The following is an 18711-nucleotide window of genomic DNA, read 5'->3' as shown; positions in this document are numbered from 1 at the left end:
AATGATCTGGAATTTCACCAAAATGCAGGGCGCCGGGAACGACTTTGTCGTACTTGACGGCGTTCGCCAACCCATTGACCTGACGCCGGCGGTGGCACGCGCCCTGGCCGACCGTCACTTCGGCGTCGGGGCTGACCAAATCCTTCTGGTCGAAACCCCGTCACACCCCGAAGCCGATTTTCGCTATCGTATTTTCAATGCCGATGGCAGCGAAGTTGAACATTGCGGCAACGGCGCCCGTTGCTTTGTCCGGTTCGTACACGACCAGAAACTTTCACGACGCAACCCGCTGCGCGCTGAAATCTGCAGCGGCCTCATTACCCTGACGGAAACCGATAACGGGGAAGTCAGCGTCGACATGGGACAAACCCGTTTCCAGCCCGGGGATGTGCACTTTGACACCAACGGCTTGACCAGCACCTCGTTACACCACGACACGCTATGGACACTTCGCCTGGAAAATGGTCTCAGTGCCGATATTTCACTGGTGGCCATTTCCAACCCGCATGCGGTACAGGTGGTCGATAATACTGATACGGCCCCGGTAGCCGAAACCGGCCCCCTCATCGAGTCGCACCCCGTTTTGCCCGGCGCGTCAATGCCGGTTTCATGCAGGTCATTGACCGGCATACCATCCGGCTGCGAGTCTACGAGCGGGGAGCCGGTGAAACACTCGCCTGCGGCACGGGCGCCTGTGCCGCCGCTGTCGCAGGCATCCGGCGCGGCCTGCTCGACAGCCCGGTGAAGGTACACACGCATGGCGGGGATCTGACCATCGAATGGGATGGCGATGCCCTGCGTATGACCGGCCCGGCAACCACCGTATTCACCGGACAAATCGATATTGACAGGCTCCTGCAAAACTACCCTCTGAAGGACGACACTCACTCATGACAACGCCCAGCCTTACCGCCGAAGACGTTGCCTTTTTTTGCGCACCAACCCCTCCTTTTTCCAGGAACACGCCGATATTTTCGCTGACCTTCGCGTTCCGCACCCCATGAGGCGCGCGCCATTTCGCTGGGCGAGCGTCAGATCATGGTGCTCCGGGCGAAAGCCAAAGACCTGGAGTGGAAGCTTTCGGGCCTGGTCAACAATGCATCCGGCAACGAAAAAATCACCCGAACACTGACGGCGTGGTGCGCCCGGATGCTGGCTGAACCCGACGCCGGCAAACTGCCCGGACTAATCGTCCGTCACCTGGCCGACCTGTTTGGCCTGCCCGACACCACGCTGCGGCTCTGGGGCATCGATACCCGTTTACCCGACCACACCACTGATGATGTCAGCACTGAAACAAAACAGTGGGTTGAAGCGCTGGGCGCTCCGTATTGCGGCCCGGCCAAAGACAGCCTCGTCGCATCATGGCTGGGGCCTGACATCCAATCCATTGCGGCGGTTCCGTTACGCCGCCCTGAAGCAGGCGCTCTTTTGGGCGTACTGGTATTTGGTGCTGCCGACGGCGAACGGTTCACCCCTGACATGGGAACGGCGTTCCTGGAGATTCTGGGCGAACTGGCCGGAGCGGCCCTGACCCGTCTGGCGCCCCCGGCCCCATGACCCTTGACGGTGACCCGATCCGACGGTGGCTGGCGCATCTGTCCGCAGAACGTCGCTATTCTCACCATACGCTGGCGGGGTACACGCACGACCTGGATCACCTGCAACGGCTGTATCCTGACGCCACCCTTGAGTCGCTGTCAAACAGCCAGCTGCGCCAGGCCGTAGCCCGGCTGCACGCGGAAGGTCAAAAACCACGCAGTCTGGCACGGGCTCTGGCGGCGTGGCGCAGTTTTTCCAGTGGTGGGCAACAACAACCGGACAGGACCACAACCCGGCACATGGCATCCGGGCGCCGAAAATCCCGCGCGGCCTGCCCAAGGCACTTTCTGTCGAACAGACCCAGGTGCTGCTTGACCGACCGAATCTTCCCTCGCCCTCGACACCCGTCGCCCATCGTGACCAGGCCATGTTCGAAATTTTATATTCCTGTGGACTGCGGCTGTCAGAACTCGTCAGTCTGGACATCACCTATACGCGCACTGCAGACTACACCTCGACCAGCTGGCTGGCGCTGGATACCGCCGAAGTGATTGTCACCGGCAAGGGGGAAAAATGCGCCATGCACCGTTGGGCCGGCAAGCCGTAGCAGCGACAGAGCAATGGCTGAACGAGCGAAGCCGGCTGACCCGACCGGGCACAGCACTGTCGGCCTCAGACACCGCCGCCCTGTTTTTGGGCGAGCGCGGCCGACGCATTTCGCCCCGGGTGGTGCAGCTGCAACTTGAAAAACTGGCAAAACAAGCGGGGCTGCCGGTACACGTGCACCCTCACAGCCTGCGCCACAGCTTTGCCAGCCATGTCCTGCAATCGGCACAAGACCTTCGGGCCGTGCAAGAGCTGCTGGGCCACGCCAATATTTCAACCACCCAGATTTATACACGCCTCGACTTCCAGCACCTTGCCCAGGTGTACGACAAGGCTCATCCGCGCGCCAATCGACGCAACCCGACCGACAACGCGGCCACTGGCGAGCGGCCCGACAGCGGCGACACAACGTAACCCGTCGGGGCAAGCCTGCGCCAGACGTTACTGGCGTGACTGCTGCAACGCCGAGATGATCTGGTCGGCATTCCAGCGGAACATGCCCAAATAGGTGTCGGCGGGTTGACCGGGCGCTGCCAGGAGTCACTGAACAAGGGGCCGCCAACCTCCAGGCCCGTTTCACGTGCCACTTGCTCAATCACCCGGCCGCTGCCTGACACACCTTCGGTAAACAATGCAGTGCTGGCACTGGCTTTAATGTCGCGCACAAGGCGGGCAATATCTTTGGCGGACGGCTCGGCATCCGACGACAGCCCGGCCGCCGACACGAACGTCACCCCATAAGCTTGATCAAAATAGCCAAACGCATCATGAGGCGTCACCACACGACGACGCCCGGACGGAATGGCCTGCAACGCCTGACCGATTGCAGCATGCAGCTCACGCATTGACGCCACATACTGGTCAGCACGCTGCTGATACTGTGCCGCATTGGCCGGATCCGCTTCGGCCAGACCCCGGGCAATGTTACGGGCATAGATCACACCGTTTTCCAGGTCTTGCCAGGCGTGTGGATCCACCGTCGCTGAATCGCCACGAGTGCCTGAAGCGGCCGTATGATCGCGGTGATTGTCGTGATTGTCATGATCATGCGCGTGATTCTTGTGATCATCATGATGATCATGGTCGTGATGACCCGCAGGCACCTTGTGATCATGGCTATGATGGTCATGACCATTCACCAGGTTGCGCAGCTTGACCCCTCTGAAGCCACGATTTGCTTTCCCTTGAAACCTGACGCTTTCACGAGACGAGGCATCCAGCCCTCAAACCCGAGCCCATTGGTCACCAGGACTTTGGCGGTAGCCAGGGTGCGCATGTCGGCAGGTGCCGGATCAAAGGCATGGGCATCCCCCAGGCCCGATCAAGGTCGTCAGAGTCACCTGATCGCCGCCAATAACCTTGACCATATCGCCCAGAATCGAAAAACTGGCCACGACGGCAACAGGTTCTGCTGCCCGGACACCGGAAACGACCCCAAAGCCAGCACCGTACCAGCTACACAGGACAACCCTGTACGACCAAGCCACCTGCCTGCACGCTGCAGAACACCTACGCAATGATGAAACATGACAACCCTTGAAAGACTCAATCGGGAATGGCCGCCATATGAGCGCGACGTGCCCTGGCTTGCCGGACGACCTGTAACAACCCGCCCTGCGGCCCCAAACCCAACGATAAAAAATAAAACAACCCTGCCGACAAGATAATGGCGGCTGAAGCCGGGACATTGGCATAGAACGACACCAACAGCCCTGCATACGATGCCAGCGCACCACTCAGGCCGGCAAACACCATCTGCCGCCCTACCGACAGCACCCAGAAGCGCGCCGCAGCCGCCGGCAGCATCATGATGCCGACTACCATCAACGTACCCAGCACCTGGAATCCGGCGACCAGAGTCAAGACCAGCAAAAACAAAAACACCAGATAGCTCAACGAACCGGAGCCCTGCTCGGCACGCAAAAAACCGGGGTCAAGACACTCTGCGACCAGTGCCCGGAAAATGAGGGCCAATGACAGCAAGGTGACGGTAGCCGTCGCGGTGACCAGTAGCAGCGCAGCATCGTCCAGCCCAAGCACACTGCCGAACAAAACATGGATCAGGTCCATGTTTGAGCCACGCAACGACACCAGCAAGACCCCCAGCCCCAACGACACCAGATGAAAGGCCGCGAAGCTGGCATCTTCGCGAAGCGGCGTAAACCGGGAGACCAAGCCTGCCAGAAAAGCTACCAGCAAACCGGTAACCACACCCCCAGCGCCATAACCCACAGCGACAGCCCGGCGACCAGAAACCCCACGGCCACACCGGGCAAAATCGCGTGCGCCATGGCGTCGCCCATCAGGCTGATACGCCGCAAAATCAAGAACACGCCCAGAGGCCCCGCCGCAAAAGCCACCGACACAGAACCCGCCAGCGCCTTACGCATGAACGCGAACTCGACAAAAGGGAAAACAGCAACTCGGTCAGCGCATTCACAGGTAATCCCCTGCGCACAAATGGCGCGCCAGATGAAGGTTTTCAGACGTCAGCACGGTGGTCGTGTCACCCCAGGCCACGACCTGCCCACCCAGCAACACCGACTGCGGAAACTGCTCGCGCACCAGATCAAGATCATGCAATACCGCAACGACGGTTCGCCCCTCGTTGTGCCACTGCTGCAACAAACGCATCAGGTCATCGGTCGTGTCACGATCGACGGCGGCAAACGGTTCATCAAGAATCAGGACCTGGGCATCGTGCATCATCAGCCGGGCAAACAGTGCCCGCTGCAATTGCCCTCCCGACAACGTACCAATGATGCGGCCCCCGAAATCAGCCAGGCCAACGGTTTCAAGGGCGTGCTGCACGCGCGCATGCTCGGAGCGTCCGAAACGACGCCACCAGCCCGTGCGACGCCACGCCCCCAACGCCACCAGGTCGTAAACCGTGACCGGAAAACTTTTGTCCAGCTCCCCAACCTGGGGCAAACAGGCGATCTGATTGACAATATCGTGGGCAAACCGGATCGTGCCGCGAACAGGGCTGAGCTGACCCATGATGCCCTTGATCAGGGTTGATTTGCCCGCCCCGTTGGGGCCGACCAAGGCGGTCAGCGCCCCCGGCGAAACACACCGGTCACATCGCGAACGGCAATGCGATCACGCCATCCCAGCGACACCTGATCCAGTTCAATGGCCGAGTCCGTCATGGGCTTACCACCACCGCAACGCCCAACCCGTCAACCCCCACAGCGCAAGCACAACCAGCCCCACGCGCCACAGCCGGTCGAAAGCCGACAACAGGACGGCAGAGCCTTGCCAGGCACCGTGTTTGCGCACAATGCGCGATAAAACAGACATAATGGGGGTTAGTTTAAGGAACCATCAGCACAGAAGGGTTATGTTATAACATACCCGCTGTCATTAACAACCATGTCCAGTTCAACATCATCCGCTTCTGTACAGTCCCTCAACACCCTGCTCGACACCGCCGAAACGCTATGTACCCAACGCGGGCGGCGTTTGACGCCTATCCGGCGCAAGGTGCTTGAAATCCTGTTACAACGCCAACGTAGCGTGAAAGCCTACGAACTGCTCGACGAAATCCGCAAAGTACAACCCGGGGCCGCGCCCCCAACGGTCTACAGGGCGCTTGACTTCCTTATTGCGGAAGGCCTTATCCATCGGCTCGACGCCGTCAATGCCTGGGCCGCCTGCATGGATGCGGCCGGTGAACGGCATGACATTCTGGTCATCTGCACCGAGTGCGGAGCCGTGGCCGAGTTCAGCGACCCAAAACTACATCGCCAACTGGCCCAGAAAGTGGCCAGCGCGGGGTTTGTTCTGAACCACCACGAAACAGAACTGCGCGCCCTGTGCAACCCCTGCCACGAAAAGCAGCTGGCACACGGTCATACCCACCCTCACAGTCACGTACATTCCTGAGAAAAGCCGTATTTTCTTTGGAAATACAAGGACTAACACAAAAGTTTGCTCTAATTGCCTTGCTGTGATGTAATCGCACGTTAATTATTTTTTCGCGGTTCAGGAATAAAGTCGTAGTCGCTTGACAAGCGCTTTGCAATATTCGGGCCGCGCCTTGTGAGCTTTACAATGAATAGCGCAGTAAAAATCGACAAAATGGTGCCGGTCACCATTCTTACCGGGTTTCTGGGTGCAGGCAAAACCACGCTGCTCAAGCGGGTACTGTCAGAAAATCACGGCCAGCGCATTGCCGTGATCGAAAACGAATTCGGGCCCGAAAGCATCGATAACGAGCTGCTGGTTCAGGAAAGCGACGAACAAATCATTGAACTGAGCAACGGTTGCGTCTGCTGCACCGTACGCGGCGACCTTCAAGACACCCTGAACGACCTGCGCATCAAGCGCGAAGCCGGTGACATCAAATTTGACCGGATCGTGCTCGAAACCACCGGTATGGCCAACCCCGGCCCGGTCTGCCAGACATTCTTCATGGATGATGACATCGCCGATTACTATCGCCTCGATGCCGTCATCACCATTGTCGATGCCAAGCACGGCATGGACACCCTGGACAAACAGGAAGAAGCACAGAAGCAGGTGGGTTTTGCTGATCGCATTCTGGTTTCAAAAAAGACCTGGTGTCCGAAGACGAGTACCAGACCTTGCGTGCCCGCCTGGTGCACATCAACCCGCGTGCTCCCATCAAACCGGTTCACTTCGGTGAAGCCGACATCAACGATGTGCTGGACCTGAGCGGCTTCAATCTGAACGCCATTCTGGATATCGACCCGGACTTCCTGGCGGAAGAACACCCTGACGCTGCCCACGACCACGATCACACGTGTGACGAACACTGCCATCATGGCCACGGGCATGGCCATGATCACGGGCATCACCACCATCACCATGCTCATCACAACGATGAAATCGGTGCGTTTGTTTACCGTTCCAACAAAGCGTTCGACCCCGAGCGTCTTGAAGAATTCCTGGGCGGCATTGTCCAGATTTACGGCCCGGACCTTCTGCGTTACAAGGGTATTCTGTTCATCAAGGGGATCAACCGCCGCATGCTGTTCCAGGGCGTTCACATGATGATGGGCGCAGAACCCGGCAAAGCCTGGCTTTCCAGCGAGAAACCGTCCACCAAAATGGTCTTCATCGGGCGCAAACTGCCAGAAGACATTTTCCGTCAAGGGCTGGACAACTGTCTGGTCTGACCGTCTGTTTTGACGTTTTACTTTTAGGGGTACATCATGGCCACGAAGTCAGCCACTACCAAAGAAGAAGCTCAAACCAAGCTGCTCACCGAACAAGAGCTCTTGGCCATGCCCGAGTCTGACTACATGAACGAGGCACAACTGGCCTTCTTCAAGAATCGACTCAAGCAGCTCGAGCAAGAGATCCTTACCAATGCCGACATCACGACAGAACATCTTCGTGAAACCCAGTTCGTTCCCGATCCAGCCGATCGGGCAACGATTGAAGAAGAGCATGCCCTTGAGCTGCGCACCCGTGACCGCGAGCGCAAACTGCTGAAAAAAGTACAGCAATCGCTGTCGCTGATTGACAGCGGCTCATATGGCTGGTGTGAAGAAACGGGTGAACCTATTGGCATCCCGCGCCTGCTGGCCCGCCCAACGGCCACATTGTCTCTGGAAGCCCAGGAACGCCGTGAAATGCGCCAGAAGCTTTACGGCGACTGATCAGTCGCAGTAACAACGGCGCACACTGCGCTGCTTTATCGAAAAACCCGCTGTATGTCCTGCGGGTTTTTTATGCCAGCATCAAGCCATGCCCGATGAAGACCTGACATACCCGGATGTCATCGCGAACGCATGCGCCAGACAGACATGGCATGAGCCAGAACGCTCTGATACGTCCGGTAACGCCGGAATATCTTGAACTTTCAATCTCAGCCCCCATTTGTACAGGTCAAGGGGAAAAATCCATGGAACAATTTCACGCTACAACCATTCTTTGCGTTCGTCGGGGCAACCAGGTTGCCATTGGCGGCGATGGCCAGGTGACCCTGGGCAATATCGTTTTCAAAGGCACCGCACGCAAGATTCGCCGGCTTTATCACGATCGCGTGCTCGCCGGCTTTGCCGGTGCGACGGCGGACGCCTTCACGCTGCAAGAACGCTTCGAAGGGAAACTCGAAAAACACCAGGGCAACCTGATGCGCGCCGCCGTCGAACTGACGCGCGACTGGCGCACCGACCGCGTCCTGCGACGGCTTGAAGCCATGCTGATCGTGGCCGACGCAGAGCACTCACTGATCCTTAGCGGTAACGGTGATGTCCTGGAGCCCGAACATGGCCTCGCGGCGATCGGATCAGGCGGTGCCTATGCACAATCGGCAGCACTGGCCCTGATCAAGAACACCGACCTGCCCCCTGCCGACATCGTCAAGAAATCCTCGAAATTGCCGGTGACCTGTGCATTTACACCAACCAGAATCACGTTATTGAAACGCTTTGAGTCCACCCTTATGACTGCACTGAACATGACCCCCGGCGAGATCGTCTCTGAACTCGACAAGCATATCGTTGGCCAGCAAAAAGCCAAGCGCTCGGTCGCGGTGGCCCTGCGTAACCGCTGGCGCCGCCAGCAGGTGCCCCAGCCCCTGCGCAACGAAATCGTCCCCAAAAACATCCTGATGATCGGCCCCACCGGCGTGGGCAAAACCGAAATTGCCCGGCGCCTGGCCAAGCTGGCCAACGCACCCTTCATCAAAATTGAAGCCACCAAATTCACGGAAGTGGGCTATGTTGGCCGCGATGTCGACACCATTATTCGCGACCTGATCGAGATTTCCATCAAGCAGACCCGTGAGCAGGAAATGCGCCGCGTCCGCACCCAGGCCGAAGACGCCGCCGAAGATCGCATTCTTGACGTCCTGATTCCGCCCCCGCAACGCACATGGCGAACCGCAACGTGAAGAAAATGCGGCGCGCCAGACCTTCCGCAAGCGTCTGCGCGAAGGCCAGATCGACGACATGGAAATCGAAATCGAAGTCCAGCAGCCCATGCCGCAAATGGAAATCATGGCCCCTCCCGGCATGGAAGAAATGACCGAACAACTGCGTGGCATGTTCGCCGGTCTGGGCCGCGAAAAGAAGAAAACACGCAAGATGCCGGTCAAGGAAGCGTTCAAGCTGATTACGGAAGAAGAGGCGGCCAAGCGCATCAACGAAGAAGACTTGCGCAGCGTGGCGGTGGCCAATGCCGAACAGAATGGCATTGTCTTTCTTGACGAAATCGACAAAATCGCCACACGCCAGGAACAATCGGGCGGCGACGTCTCACGTCAGGGTGTTCAGCGTGACCTGCTGCCCCTGGTTGAAGGTACGACCGTCAACACCAAATACGGCGTTGTACGTACCGACCATATTCTGTTCATCGCCTCGGGTGCGTTTCACCTGTCGCGCCCGTCAGACCTGATCCCTGAATTGCAAGGCCGTTTCCCGATCCGGGTTGAACTTGATTCGTTGACGGCGCAAGATTTCGTACGAATTCTTTGCGATACCGATGCCTCGCTGACCAAGCAATACAGTGCGCTGCTGGCCACCGAAGAAGTGGCGCTGGAATTCACCGATGAAGGGGTCAACCGCCTGGCCGAACTGGCCTTCGACGTGAATGAACGCACCGAGAACATCGGGGCTCGCCGGCTGTACACCGTGATGGAAAAACTGCTGGAAGACCTGTCGTTCAATGCCACCACCAGCAGTGGCAAGACGGTTGTCATTGACGCGGCCTACGTCAATGACAAACTGGAAGAAACCGCCAATAAAGAAGACCTGGCACGCTACGTACTGTAAAGACGGAAGGGTTGCAGCACACAGGACCCTGTCATCGGGCCTGGCTGACCCCGGTTGTCTGTCGCCGGCCTGCAGCAGGGCCTGCACCTGCAGGTATGCACCCATGCCGGGTGCCCGTGAAAAGGCCGTGCCCCAAACAAGGACACGGCCTTTTTCATGCCCGTTGACAACTACGGGGATCAATCAACCTTGATCAGTTTCCAGCCGCCGTTATCCACCTGAACCAAGGCAGCGGAGCGTGCGTCAACACCGGTGTGGTCTTTCGGTGTCATGGTGTAGACACCGTGTACACCGACCACTTCCTTGCCCGACTCGAGGGCATCGCGGATGGCGTTACGGAACTCTTGGGTACCGGGCTTGGCTTTTTCTGCCGCGGTACGCACCGCCTGATCTGCAACCAGGTAGGCATCCCAGGAGTAGGCCGAGAATGCACTGACGCTGCCTTTGCCGTACTTGTCTTCGTAACGTTTGGTGAAATCAAGCGCCACGGCTTTGATGGGGTTGCTGTCATCAAGCTGCTCGGCCACGATAACCGGGCCTGTTGTGGCATAGCCCCTTCAACCGCCTGACCACCCACACGCAGGAAGTCTTTATTGATAACGGCAGGGTTATGGTAGATAGGGCCCTTGTAGCCACGTTTGCGCAGTTCGGTATGAGGCAAGGCGGCAGGCGTACCCGAACCACCAACCAGAACGGCATCAGGCTTGGCGGCGAGGATTTTCAGGATCTGTCCAGCCACGCTGGTGTCGTTACGTGCGTAACGCTCTTCAGCGACAACTTTGATATCGTTACCTGGCACGTTCTTGAAATTGTTGATGACCAGCTCACCCCAGGAGTCGGTGAAACCGATAAAGCCAACGGTTTTGACGCCATTGGCCTTCATGTGCTTGACCACAGGCACCGACATGACATTCATGGGCTGGGGAATGGAGAATGTCCAGGGGCTGGTGTCGGGCTTCAGCGGGGTGGGCGTCAGTGCAATTTGCGGCACTTTGGCTTCGTTGGTGACTTCGGAGACGGCAATGGCGGTAGGCACGTTACCCGAACCGAAAATCAGGTCGACCTTGTCTTGCTCTACCAGTTTGCGGGCTTGCTTGACGGCCAATGTGGCATCAGTGGCATCGTCAAGCATGACGATATCGACCTTCAGGCCACCCAGTGTTTCGGGCATGATGGCAAACGTGCTTTTATACGGAATGCCCAACGAAGCGCCCGGCCCGGTTTCACCGACGATCAGGCCCACTTTGATGGTGTCCTGGGCCACAGCGGCCGAAATGGGCATGACAGCGGCCAGTGCAAAGGCCAAGAGGCTTTTCTTCATTTGTATGTCTCCTGCAGTTGTAAAAAATTAAACGTGTTTTATGTTGGAACCTGCTTATCTTGCAGTTTTGTAATTTGACCGCCTGGCTTAAAAACCAAGCTGCCGTGAAACGATAAGTCGCATGATGTCGCCGGTACCGCCCCCGATCATGGGGAAATACGAATCACGCAAAAAGCGCTGCACCGGATACTCATTCATGAGCCCGTAGCCACCATACACCGACATGGCCATTTCGCACACTTCGTGACAACCCTCAGCCGCCACAATTTTTGCCAAGGCAGCCTCGGTGGTAATCGGCGCATTCTGGTCTGCCAACGCTGCCGCGTGGTAGGTATACAAGCGCGCTTGCTCGAGCTTGGCCAGCATATCAACCAGGCGAAATTGCACGGCCTGAAACTTGCCGATAGGCTGACCGAACTGCTCACGCTCTTTGGCATACTTCAACGCCGAATCATAGGCCGCCCGACCACCGCCCAGCGCCAATGCCGCCGTAAAGATACGGTCAACCGTCAGGGACTTGTAGGCATTCAGGAAACTGCTGCCCGAACCGTTATTCAGGTAATGGTCATCGGGCACAAAGACGTTTTCAAACACCAACTCGCCGGTGTCTGAACTGCGCACCGAAAACTTGTCGAGTTTGCGCCCGACCGAAAAACCGGGGCTGGTGGTATCGACCAGGAACAGGTCAAGCCCTTTCAGCCCCTTGGACGGGTCGGTAGTAGCCACAACCGTGATGAAATCGGCCACGGTACCATTGCTGGTGAACATTTTCGTTCCATTCAGCACGAACCCGCCGTCCACCCGGGTGGCACGGGTTCGCAATGAGGCCGCATCAGAACCGGAATTTGGCTCGGTAATGGCGAAAGCAGCCACCTTTTCACCCCGCAACGCAGGCTTCAGGTACTTTTCATGCAGCGTTTCATTGCCCCACTGGAAAACCGTGTGCGTGGCCGTCGAGCCCTGCATGCAGGCACCTGCCGCAAAGCTCATGGAGCCGCGGGCCAGCTCTTCGCACAGAATGGTGAAGCAGGTGTACGGATATTTCAGGCCGCTGCCGCCCACCGACTCGGGGTACATCACGCCGTAATAGCCCAGTTCACCCAGCTCTTTGAACAACTCGTGTGAAAAATCCGCCTCGTGGTCGATGGTCTCGGCCTGCGGCACCAGGCGTTCGTCGACCCAACGGGCAATGTAAGAACGAAACTCGGCCGCCTCAGCCTCAAGCTCATCCCGGCTGAAGTCAGTACGCAGATTATCAGAACCCATTTTTGTCTCTCGTTATCGTTATATGAACCTGTCGTGGCGCCGCAGTGCCCTAGACTGTGGAAGCCCGCTGAACCTTGTTGGCCTTGCGCTCAAGGAAGTCGCGCAGCCGCTGCTTGGCTTCGTCGTCGCCCTGGGCAATGCCCACCATCAGCATTTCAGTGAACAAACCGGTTTGGGGATCTTGCTCGGAAATACGCGGAATGGATTGAATGATGGCAAAGTTGGCCAACGGTGCATTTCGCGCAATGCGCTTGGCCAGCTCAATGCCCTTTTTCAGGCCCTCACCGGGCTCGACCAGATATTGCGACAGGCGCAGCAGGTTATGGGCCTCTTCAGCCTCATACACACGCCCGGACAGCATCATGTCAATGACCGTTGCCGCACCGATCAGGCGCGGCAACCGCACCGAACCTCCCGACCCGAGGAAAATACCGCGGGTACCTTCCGGCAAGGCGTAGTACGCTGTTTTTTCAGCAACACGGATATGGGTTGATGCCGCAAATTCAAGCCCACCCCCAATGACCGCACCGTGCAACACCGATACCACGGGTACCTTGCAGAACTGCACGGTATCGTTCAGCCGCTGGCCAATGATTGACGTATCGAAGCTTTCAGCCACCGAGGTTTCCTTGAGCTCGTTCAGGTCGAGCCCTGCGCAAAAGTCACCGCCGGCACCATGAACAACCACCCCTGCACATTGGAAGGGATACTGGAAAAGAATACCTGCATGCCCAGAACCAGTTCATCACAGAGCGCATTGCGCTTGTGGGGACGGTTCAGGGTCAGCACAGCAATGGTGTCGTCCATCGACACCGACAGGCACTCGGGCAGGGCCACCGGCCACTTGAAAACATCACTCATGGTGTAGTTACATCCTTGTTTAACAAACTCGACTTCGGCGGTACCGCGACTTCAACCTGCTGTCAGGCTTACCCCTGCCGCACTAAACACCCAGGTTTTCCTGCAGTTTAAGTACATCCACCAGACCACGATCACGCCAGGCCACCCACTCAGGCACGGGCTCACCTCGTGAAACCTCTTTGGCTGCCTCGACCAGTTGCGCAATAACCTCGGGCGTCAGCACCGGCACCGACTTCGGTGTCCACCATTCCTGTATGGCTTTGGCGGTATGGTCGAGAATGCCTTGCATGCCGCCAGGCCCCCGGCCAGATGCAGTGTCAGCAGACTGCCCATCAACGACCAGCGTGGCCCCAGACCGTAGCGCACAGCGGCATCGATGTCCTTGGCACTGGCAATTCCTTCCACCAGGCAAGCCACCGCCTCGCGAACCAGGGCAAACTGCAGGCGGTTGGTCATATGGCCGCTGGCCTCGGCATGCAACAAAATAGGCTGCTTGTGCAGCAACCGGGCAAAATCCATGGCCCATTCCAGTACCTCAGGCGCGGTGTGCTCACCACCGACCACTTCAACCAAGGGGATCAAATGCGTCGGATTGAACGGATGCAAGACCACCAGGCGCTCAGGGTGGGCACAGGCTTTTTGCATGGCGGTAGGCGGAATCCCGCCGGTACTGGAAACGATGATCTTGTCGGCACTGGCGGCCGCATCAACCTCGGCCAGCAATGCCAGTTTCACATCCAAATGCTCGGGGCAGTTTTCCTGGATGACATCGGCCTGACGTGCCGCCTCCGCAGGCGTATCCACAAAACGAATCCTGTTCAAGGGAGGAGTTTGTTCTTGGGTACGCCCCAGTTCACGCAAGGCCGGCCAAGCATTGGTGACGAAATCGTTGACCCGCTGTGATGCCGCCGGCGATGGGTCAAAGGCAACCACCTCAAGCCCATGTGCCAGAAACAAGGCAATCCAGCTGGCGCCCACCGAACCCGTCCCCAGAACGGCAACTGACCGCACCTGATCAGGCTTTTTGTATGAAACTTCACTCATGATGACGTTATCCGTAAAAATGACTTAATCGACCCGACGTGCGGCTTTCTCAGCCCAGTCAGGGTGCAAGGCCTCGAACCTGGCGGCCAGCTCAGGGTCACGCAAACGGACGTCATCGTGTGAAACACGGCCACTGCGCGTAACGTAGTCGTAGGCAAATGAAACCGGATCCAGCAACAATTTAGGGCCCAGGTTTTCGTACCATTCGGTACTTTTGATGGCGGCACGCTGCAAGGCGTCGGCGCTGGGTTTGCGCCGCGCGACAAAGTCTTCGAGCAAGGCGGGCACATTGTCACCCAATGCCTTGCTCGACTCGAACAATGCGATGGCGTCCTGCATCGCCAAACGGGTTCCCGAACCCACTGACGGGTGGCCGGTACGCAAGGCGTCACCGAGCAGCACCAGATTCTTGTGATACCAGTGCTTGTTCTTGACGATGGTGTAACGGAACCACTGTGACTTGTTCGATAACAAGCGATGCCCTTGCAGATCGGGGGCAAACACCTTTTCGCAATACGCCAGGCTGTCCGATTCCGACATCGTATCGAAACCGGCCTTGTGCCAGGTTTCAGGGTCACACTCGACCAGAAAGGTACTGAGCGTACGGCTGTAACGATAGGTATGCGCAATCAGCAAGCCATCGTCACACTGTCGGAAAATCAGGGACAGGGCATCGAACAGCCGGGTTGTACCGTACCAGGCCAGATAATTCGGACGAACATCGAGTTCGGGCTGGAAGTGTGCGGCGTAGCGGGTACGAAGGGCGCTGTTGGCCCCATCGGCGGCAATAATCAGGTCGGCGTCCGGAAAATCAGTAATGTCGTCGACTTTCTGCTGAAAATGGATATCAACCCCGACACTGAAACAGTGTTTGTGGAGCGCTTTGAGCAGATCAATCCGGCTGGTGCGGTGAAACGTATTGTGGGCCAGCGGCACACGAACGTTCTGGTGAACCACGGCCATTTCATCGAAAACCTCCTGGTTTTCGGTAATCGAATCGTACAGTTCGGGAGCAATATCCTTGACGAACGACAACGCCACATCAGAGAACACGACACCCCAGCCGTACGTGGCATCTTGCGGGTCACGCTCGTAAACCACAATGTCATGGGACGGGTCATCTCGCTTCATGAGATAAGCGTAAAACAAACCGGCCGGCCCACCCCCGATGATGCGTATTTTCACTGTGTGTCTCCTGGCTGCAGGGCAGCGTGCAGTAATCTTCGTGAAACACAGTTTATGGGGCACCTGATTATCTGAATAATGCCGATAACCTATAATTGTTAATCATTTTTTGCATAATAGGCACATATGGATTCCCGGGTACTGGAATGCTTTCTGAGGGTCGCCGAACTAGGCAGCATCAACCGCGCAGCGGTTGACCTGAACCTGTCGCAACCGGCGCTTTCACGACAAATTGCCGGCCTTGAACACGAAATGCAAGTACAACTGTTCATCCGGTCTCAAGGGGTGTCCGCCTGACCGAAGCCGGCAAACTGCTGTCCGACCGGGTCAGACCCCTGCTGCGCCAGTTTGCCGTCATCAAGGCCCAGGTTGGTGAGCGGGCAGCCGGGCTGCTGGCGATTGGCATACCGCCGTCATGGCACGGGGTGTTTACCTCAAGCTATCTGGCCACCCTGCTTCGCGATTGTCCGAACGTTTCCCTGAAGGTTTTTGAAAACGTCAGCCACATTTTGCGCGACCAGCTTCTGGCCGGGGCGCTTGACCTGGCCGCTGTGCCCTTCGAGCATACCCCGCCCAACGGTTACCGCCAGACCTTGCTGCTGCGCGAACCGCTGGTTGTCGTAGGCAACACAAATGCCGACTTTGACACATCGGGCGAACAGCCGGTACAAATTCTGGGCCAGCACAAGCTGGTTTTGCCGGGGCGACCGAACGCCCTGCGCATGCAAATTGAAAATTCCCTGCAACGACGCGGGCTGAAATTCAGTATTGGCGTTGAAACAGACACTTTGCGACTGTGCATGGAACTGGCACGCCTGGGTGCGGGACTAACGGTTGTGCCGGCTTGTGCGATTTACCAGCACCACTTGGGCGACGACCTTAAATGGGCGCCTGTCAAAGGGCTTTACCTGACCTGGGCCTTGTTTGAAAATGAGGCACGATCGCACTCGCCGGCGGTACAAGAGGGCCGGCGGTTGTTTATTGAAACCATCAAGACCCAATTGGCTCAGGGTCACTGGTTCGGTGCCGAGGCCGTGGGAACAGCGCGATAAGGCAAGGGTAGTCGCCCCCGGGCTATCTGACGCCCGACCATGAACACCCGCACTTAACGGGCAGCGGCCAGAGCAACCGGCCGACTTACTTGCTGATTTTTGAAATCACGTACTGGCCATTCTGGCGACTGGCCGTAAACGTGACCTTGTCACCCGGGCCGATACCCGCCAGCAAGGCCGGATCAATGGCATACACCAGCGTCATGGCCGGCAACCCCAGCTCACCGATTTCCCCGTGCTTGATCGTGATTTTTCCCTTGGCCGCATCAACCCTGCGCACCTCACCTGAGGCCGTCGCCGTCTGGGCTGCCACCGGACTCGACACCACCAGCAGCGGTGCAGCAAACGCCAGCAGTACCGCAGCAGAAACACTTCGGTTCAGACGTGCCATCGGGACCCTCCAAAATCTGATAGCTCAAAACGCTATAGTACCAACCCCGGCCGTTACAACGGCCCCTCCCTGTTTCTGAACTGTTTCTGGATAAATCATGAGCAACCGCTTATCTGTAATTGCCACACGCACCGGCGACGACGGTACCACCAGCCTGGGTGACGGATCACGCATCGACAAAGACGCCCCACGCATTGCCGCCCTGGGCGACGTTGACGAACTGAACAGCATCATCGGCCTATGGCGTTGCGAAGTACTGCCTGACACCATTGACGCCCTGCTGGCCACCATCCAGAACACCCTGTTCGACATGGGGGCCACGCTGTGCATCCCGGGCTACGAAACCCTGACACAGGCGCATGTCAGCGCTCTGGATGAAGCGCTGCAGCAGTACAACAGCCAACTGCCGCCGCTTAAAGAATTCATTATCCCTGGCGGCAACCGGCCTTCAGCGTTGGCGCACATGGCGCGCACGGTATCACGCCGTGCTGAACGCGCGGTGATTACCCTGCACCGGAATGAGCCCGTCAGCGACGCCGTACGACAATACCTGAACAGGCTGTCTGACTTGTGCTTCGTACTGTCACGAGTCTTGAACCGGCAAGACACACTTTGGAAGCGCGACTGACCTTAGTTCGGGACACCTGCGGCATGCGCCTGTTCGTCGGCATGATATGACGAACGCACCATGGCACCTACGGCAGCGTGGGTAAAGCCCATGGCATACGCTTCGCGTTCGAACATGGCGAAGGTGTCGGGATGCACATAACGCAACACCGGCAAGTGATGCTCGGAAGGCTGCAGATATTGGCCAATCGTCAACATATCGACATTGTGGGCACGCATGTCGCGCATGACCTGCAGGATCTCTTCATCGGTTTCACCCAGCCCCAACATCAAACCGGACTTGGTCGGTACATCAGGGTGCTGCGCCTTGAACTCGGCCAGCAACTTGAGCGAGTGGTGATAGTCTGAGCCCGGGCGTGCCTGTTTGTACAAACGCGGCACGGTTTCAAGATTATGGTTCATGACGTCGGGCGGGCACTCGTTCAGAATACCCAGCGCACGCTCGAGACGCGCCCTGAAATCGGGCACCAGAATTTCAATGCGGGTGGCCGGCGACAGTTCACGCACCTTGCGGATGCATTCGACAAAGTGCGCGGCCCCACCGTCACGCAAGTCATCGCGGTCAACCGAAGTAATGACAACATACGACAACTTGAGCGCCGCAATGGTGCGGGCCAGATTCAGAGGTTCGTTAACATCAAGCGGGTCGGGACGGCCATGGCCCACATCACAGAACGGGCAACGACGTGTGCATTTGTCACCCATGATCATGAACGTGGCCGTGCCTTTGCCAAAGCACTCGCCAATATTCGGACACGACGCCTCTTCACAGACCGTGTGGAGATTGTGCTCGCGCAAAATACGCTTGATATCGTAAAAACGCGACCCTGGTACAGCCGCTTTCACACGGATCCACTCTGGCTTCTTGAGCCGCTCGGCCGGTACGATCTTGATGGGGATGCGCGAAGTTTTCGCTTCGGATTTCTGTTTTTGAGTCGCGTCGTAAGCGGCCGGCGCGCTGCTGGCCACCTGATCTGATGTAGACATATACCGTCCTGGGCGGTGCCGCACCGTTGCAACACCGTGAATGGGTAAAAACCCTATTCTAGCGCGGGGGCTACCGCAAGC

General features: G+C 57.7%; 18 protein-coding genes and 7 pseudogenes. 12 read left to right on the top strand and 13 right to left on the bottom strand.

Annotated features, from left to right (window positions below; all coding sequences use genetic code 11):
- Position 1: 1 nt before the first annotated feature.
- From dapF to N7E01_RS10475, 3 genes and pseudogenes are all read left to right on the top strand, one after another.
- Positions 2–894, top strand: a pseudogene (gene dapF / locus N7E01_RS10485) (diaminopimelate epimerase).
- A 144-nt stretch (positions 895–1038) separates the two neighbouring features.
- Complete coding sequence (locus N7E01_RS10480) at positions 1039–1560, top strand: DUF484 family protein (protein WP_289172854.1); 522 nt, start codon at positions 1039–1041, stop codon at positions 1558–1560.
- Positions 1557–2562, top strand: a pseudogene (locus N7E01_RS10475) (tyrosine recombinase XerC). The gene N7E01_RS10480 and the pseudogene N7E01_RS10475 overlap by 4 nt, the downstream one beginning before the upstream one ends.
- Here N7E01_RS10475 and N7E01_RS10470 read toward each other — a convergent pair.
- The gene (locus tag N7E01_RS10470; RefSeq protein WP_289175792.1) at positions 2484–3251 is read right to left on the bottom strand and encodes a metal ABC transporter solute-binding protein, Zn/Mn family; all 768 of its coding nucleotides are present in this window, start codon (positions 3249–3251) and stop codon (positions 2484–2486) included. The pseudogene N7E01_RS10475 and the gene N7E01_RS10470 sit on opposite strands and share 79 nt — an antisense overlap.
- On the opposite strand from N7E01_RS10470, the gene N7E01_RS19445 reads away from it, so the two are divergent.
- Complete coding sequence (locus N7E01_RS19445; protein WP_434089593.1) at positions 3162–3668, top strand: hypothetical protein; 507 nt, start codon at positions 3162–3164, stop codon at positions 3666–3668. The two genes, N7E01_RS10470 and N7E01_RS19445, sit on opposite strands and share 90 nt — an antisense overlap.
- A 25-nt stretch (positions 3669–3693) precedes the next feature.
- On the opposite strand, the pseudogene N7E01_RS10460 reads toward N7E01_RS19445, so the two are convergent.
- The 3 genes and pseudogenes from N7E01_RS10460 to N7E01_RS10450 form a co-directional block, all read right to left on the bottom strand.
- Positions 3694–4538 (bottom strand): annotated as a pseudogene (locus tag N7E01_RS10460) (metal ABC transporter permease).
- A 46-nt stretch (positions 4539–4584) separates the two neighbouring features.
- Positions 4585–5300: pseudogene (locus N7E01_RS10455) on the bottom strand (metal ABC transporter ATP-binding protein).
- Between the two features lie 4 nt (positions 5301–5304).
- Positions 5305–5451 (bottom strand): hypothetical protein, encoded by a 147-nt coding sequence (locus N7E01_RS10450; protein ID WP_289172851.1) that lies wholly within the window; start codon positions 5449–5451, stop codon positions 5305–5307.
- 72 nt (positions 5452–5523) lie between these two features.
- On the opposite strand from N7E01_RS10450, the gene N7E01_RS10445 reads away from it, so the two are divergent.
- From N7E01_RS10445 to hslU, 5 genes and pseudogenes are all read left to right on the top strand, one after another.
- Positions 5524–6036 carry a Fur family transcriptional regulator gene (locus N7E01_RS10445; protein WP_289172850.1) on the top strand — a complete coding sequence of 171 codons (513 nt, stop codon included), beginning with the start codon at positions 5524–5526 and terminating at the stop codon, positions 6034–6036.
- A 168-nt stretch (positions 6037–6204) separates the two neighbouring features.
- Positions 6205–7292: pseudogene (locus N7E01_RS10440) on the top strand (CobW family GTP-binding protein).
- Positions 7293–7328: 36 nt separating this feature from the next.
- Positions 7329–7778, top strand: a complete 450-nt coding sequence (gene dksA, locus N7E01_RS10435; RefSeq protein WP_289172849.1) for an RNA polymerase-binding protein DksA — start codon at positions 7329–7331, stop codon at positions 7776–7778.
- Between the two features lie 245 nt (positions 7779–8023).
- A pseudogene (gene hslV, locus N7E01_RS10430) lies at positions 8024–8556 on the top strand (ATP-dependent protease subunit HslV).
- A gap of 10 nt (positions 8557–8566) precedes the next feature.
- Positions 8567–9896, top strand: a pseudogene (gene hslU, locus N7E01_RS10425) (ATP-dependent protease ATPase subunit HslU).
- A 268-nt stretch (positions 9897–10164) separates the two neighbouring features.
- Here the strand turns inward: hslU and N7E01_RS10420 are convergent.
- The 7 genes from N7E01_RS10420 to N7E01_RS10395 all read right to left on the bottom strand — a co-directional run bounded on the left by N7E01_RS10420 (position 10165) and on the right by N7E01_RS10395 (position 15573).
- Positions 10165–11217 (bottom strand): ABC transporter substrate-binding protein, encoded by a 1053-nt coding sequence (locus N7E01_RS10420; protein ID WP_350494831.1) that lies wholly within the window; start codon positions 11215–11217, stop codon positions 10165–10167.
- An 87-nt stretch (positions 11218–11304) separates the two neighbouring features.
- Positions 11305–12483: an acyl-CoA dehydrogenase family protein gene (locus N7E01_RS10415; RefSeq protein ID WP_289172848.1), complete on the bottom strand. Its 1179-nt coding sequence runs from the start codon at positions 12481–12483 to the stop codon at positions 11305–11307.
- 49 nt (positions 12484–12532) lie between these two features.
- Entirely contained in the window at positions 12533–13171 is a 639-nt protein-coding gene (locus tag N7E01_RS10410) for a crotonase/enoyl-CoA hydratase family protein (RefSeq protein ID WP_350494830.1), read from the bottom strand.
- Positions 13123–13344, bottom strand: a complete 222-nt coding sequence (locus N7E01_RS18880; RefSeq protein ID WP_350494829.1) for a hypothetical protein — start codon at positions 13342–13344, stop codon at positions 13123–13125. The genes N7E01_RS10410 and N7E01_RS18880 overlap by 49 nt, the downstream gene beginning before the upstream one ends.
- 82 nt (positions 13345–13426) lie before the next feature.
- Positions 13427–13567, bottom strand: coding sequence for a hypothetical protein (locus N7E01_RS10405; protein ID WP_289172847.1), 141 nt, complete (start codon positions 13565–13567; stop codon positions 13427–13429).
- Positions 13561–14388, bottom strand: coding sequence for a 3-hydroxyacyl-CoA dehydrogenase NAD-binding domain-containing protein (locus N7E01_RS10400; RefSeq protein ID WP_289172846.1), 828 nt, complete (start codon positions 14386–14388; stop codon positions 13561–13563). Before N7E01_RS10400 ends, N7E01_RS10405 begins: the two co-directional genes overlap by 7 nt.
- A 24-nt stretch (positions 14389–14412) precedes the next feature.
- Positions 14413–15573 carry an FAD-dependent monooxygenase gene (locus tag N7E01_RS10395; RefSeq protein ID WP_289172845.1) on the bottom strand — a complete coding sequence of 387 codons (1161 nt, stop codon included), beginning with the start codon at positions 15571–15573 and terminating at the stop codon, positions 14413–14415.
- Positions 15574–15699: 126 nt separating this feature from the next.
- On the opposite strand from N7E01_RS10395, the gene N7E01_RS10390 reads away from it, so the two are divergent.
- Positions 15700–15870 carry a LysR family transcriptional regulator gene (locus N7E01_RS10390; RefSeq protein WP_289172843.1) on the top strand — a complete coding sequence of 57 codons (171 nt, stop codon included), beginning with the start codon at positions 15700–15702 and terminating at the stop codon, positions 15868–15870.
- Between the two features lie 128 nt (positions 15871–15998).
- Complete coding sequence (locus tag N7E01_RS10385) at positions 15999–16625, top strand: LysR substrate-binding domain-containing protein (RefSeq protein WP_289172842.1); 627 nt, start codon at positions 15999–16001, stop codon at positions 16623–16625.
- Positions 16626–16710: 85 nt separating this feature from the next.
- On the opposite strand, the gene N7E01_RS10380 is transcribed toward N7E01_RS10385, so the two are convergent.
- Entirely contained in the window at positions 16711–17016 is a 306-nt protein-coding gene (locus tag N7E01_RS10380) for a copper-binding protein (protein WP_289172841.1), read from the bottom strand.
- Positions 17017–17113: 97 nt separating this feature from the next.
- Here N7E01_RS10380 and N7E01_RS10375 point away from each other — a divergent pair, with 97 nt between their 5' ends.
- Positions 17114–17644, top strand: a complete 531-nt coding sequence (locus N7E01_RS10375) for a cob(I)yrinic acid a,c-diamide adenosyltransferase (RefSeq protein ID WP_289172840.1) — start codon at positions 17114–17116, stop codon at positions 17642–17644.
- 2 nt (positions 17645–17646) lie between these two features.
- Here N7E01_RS10375 and lipA read toward each other — a convergent pair whose 3' ends face one another.
- Positions 17647–18630 carry a lipoyl synthase gene (lipA, locus tag N7E01_RS10370; RefSeq protein WP_289172839.1) on the bottom strand — a complete coding sequence of 328 codons (984 nt, stop codon included), beginning with the start codon at positions 18628–18630 and terminating at the stop codon, positions 17647–17649.
- Positions 18631–18711 lie beyond the last annotated feature (81 nt).

The sequence above is a fragment of the Neopusillimonas aromaticivorans genome, from assembly GCF_030344915.1.
In the GTDB taxonomy this organism is placed as follows: Bacteria; Pseudomonadota; Gammaproteobacteria; order Burkholderiales; family Burkholderiaceae_B; genus Neopusillimonas; species Neopusillimonas aromaticivorans.
The sequence above is the reverse complement of the archived record's forward strand: the minus strand, read 5'-3'. Positions and strand labels throughout refer to the sequence as shown.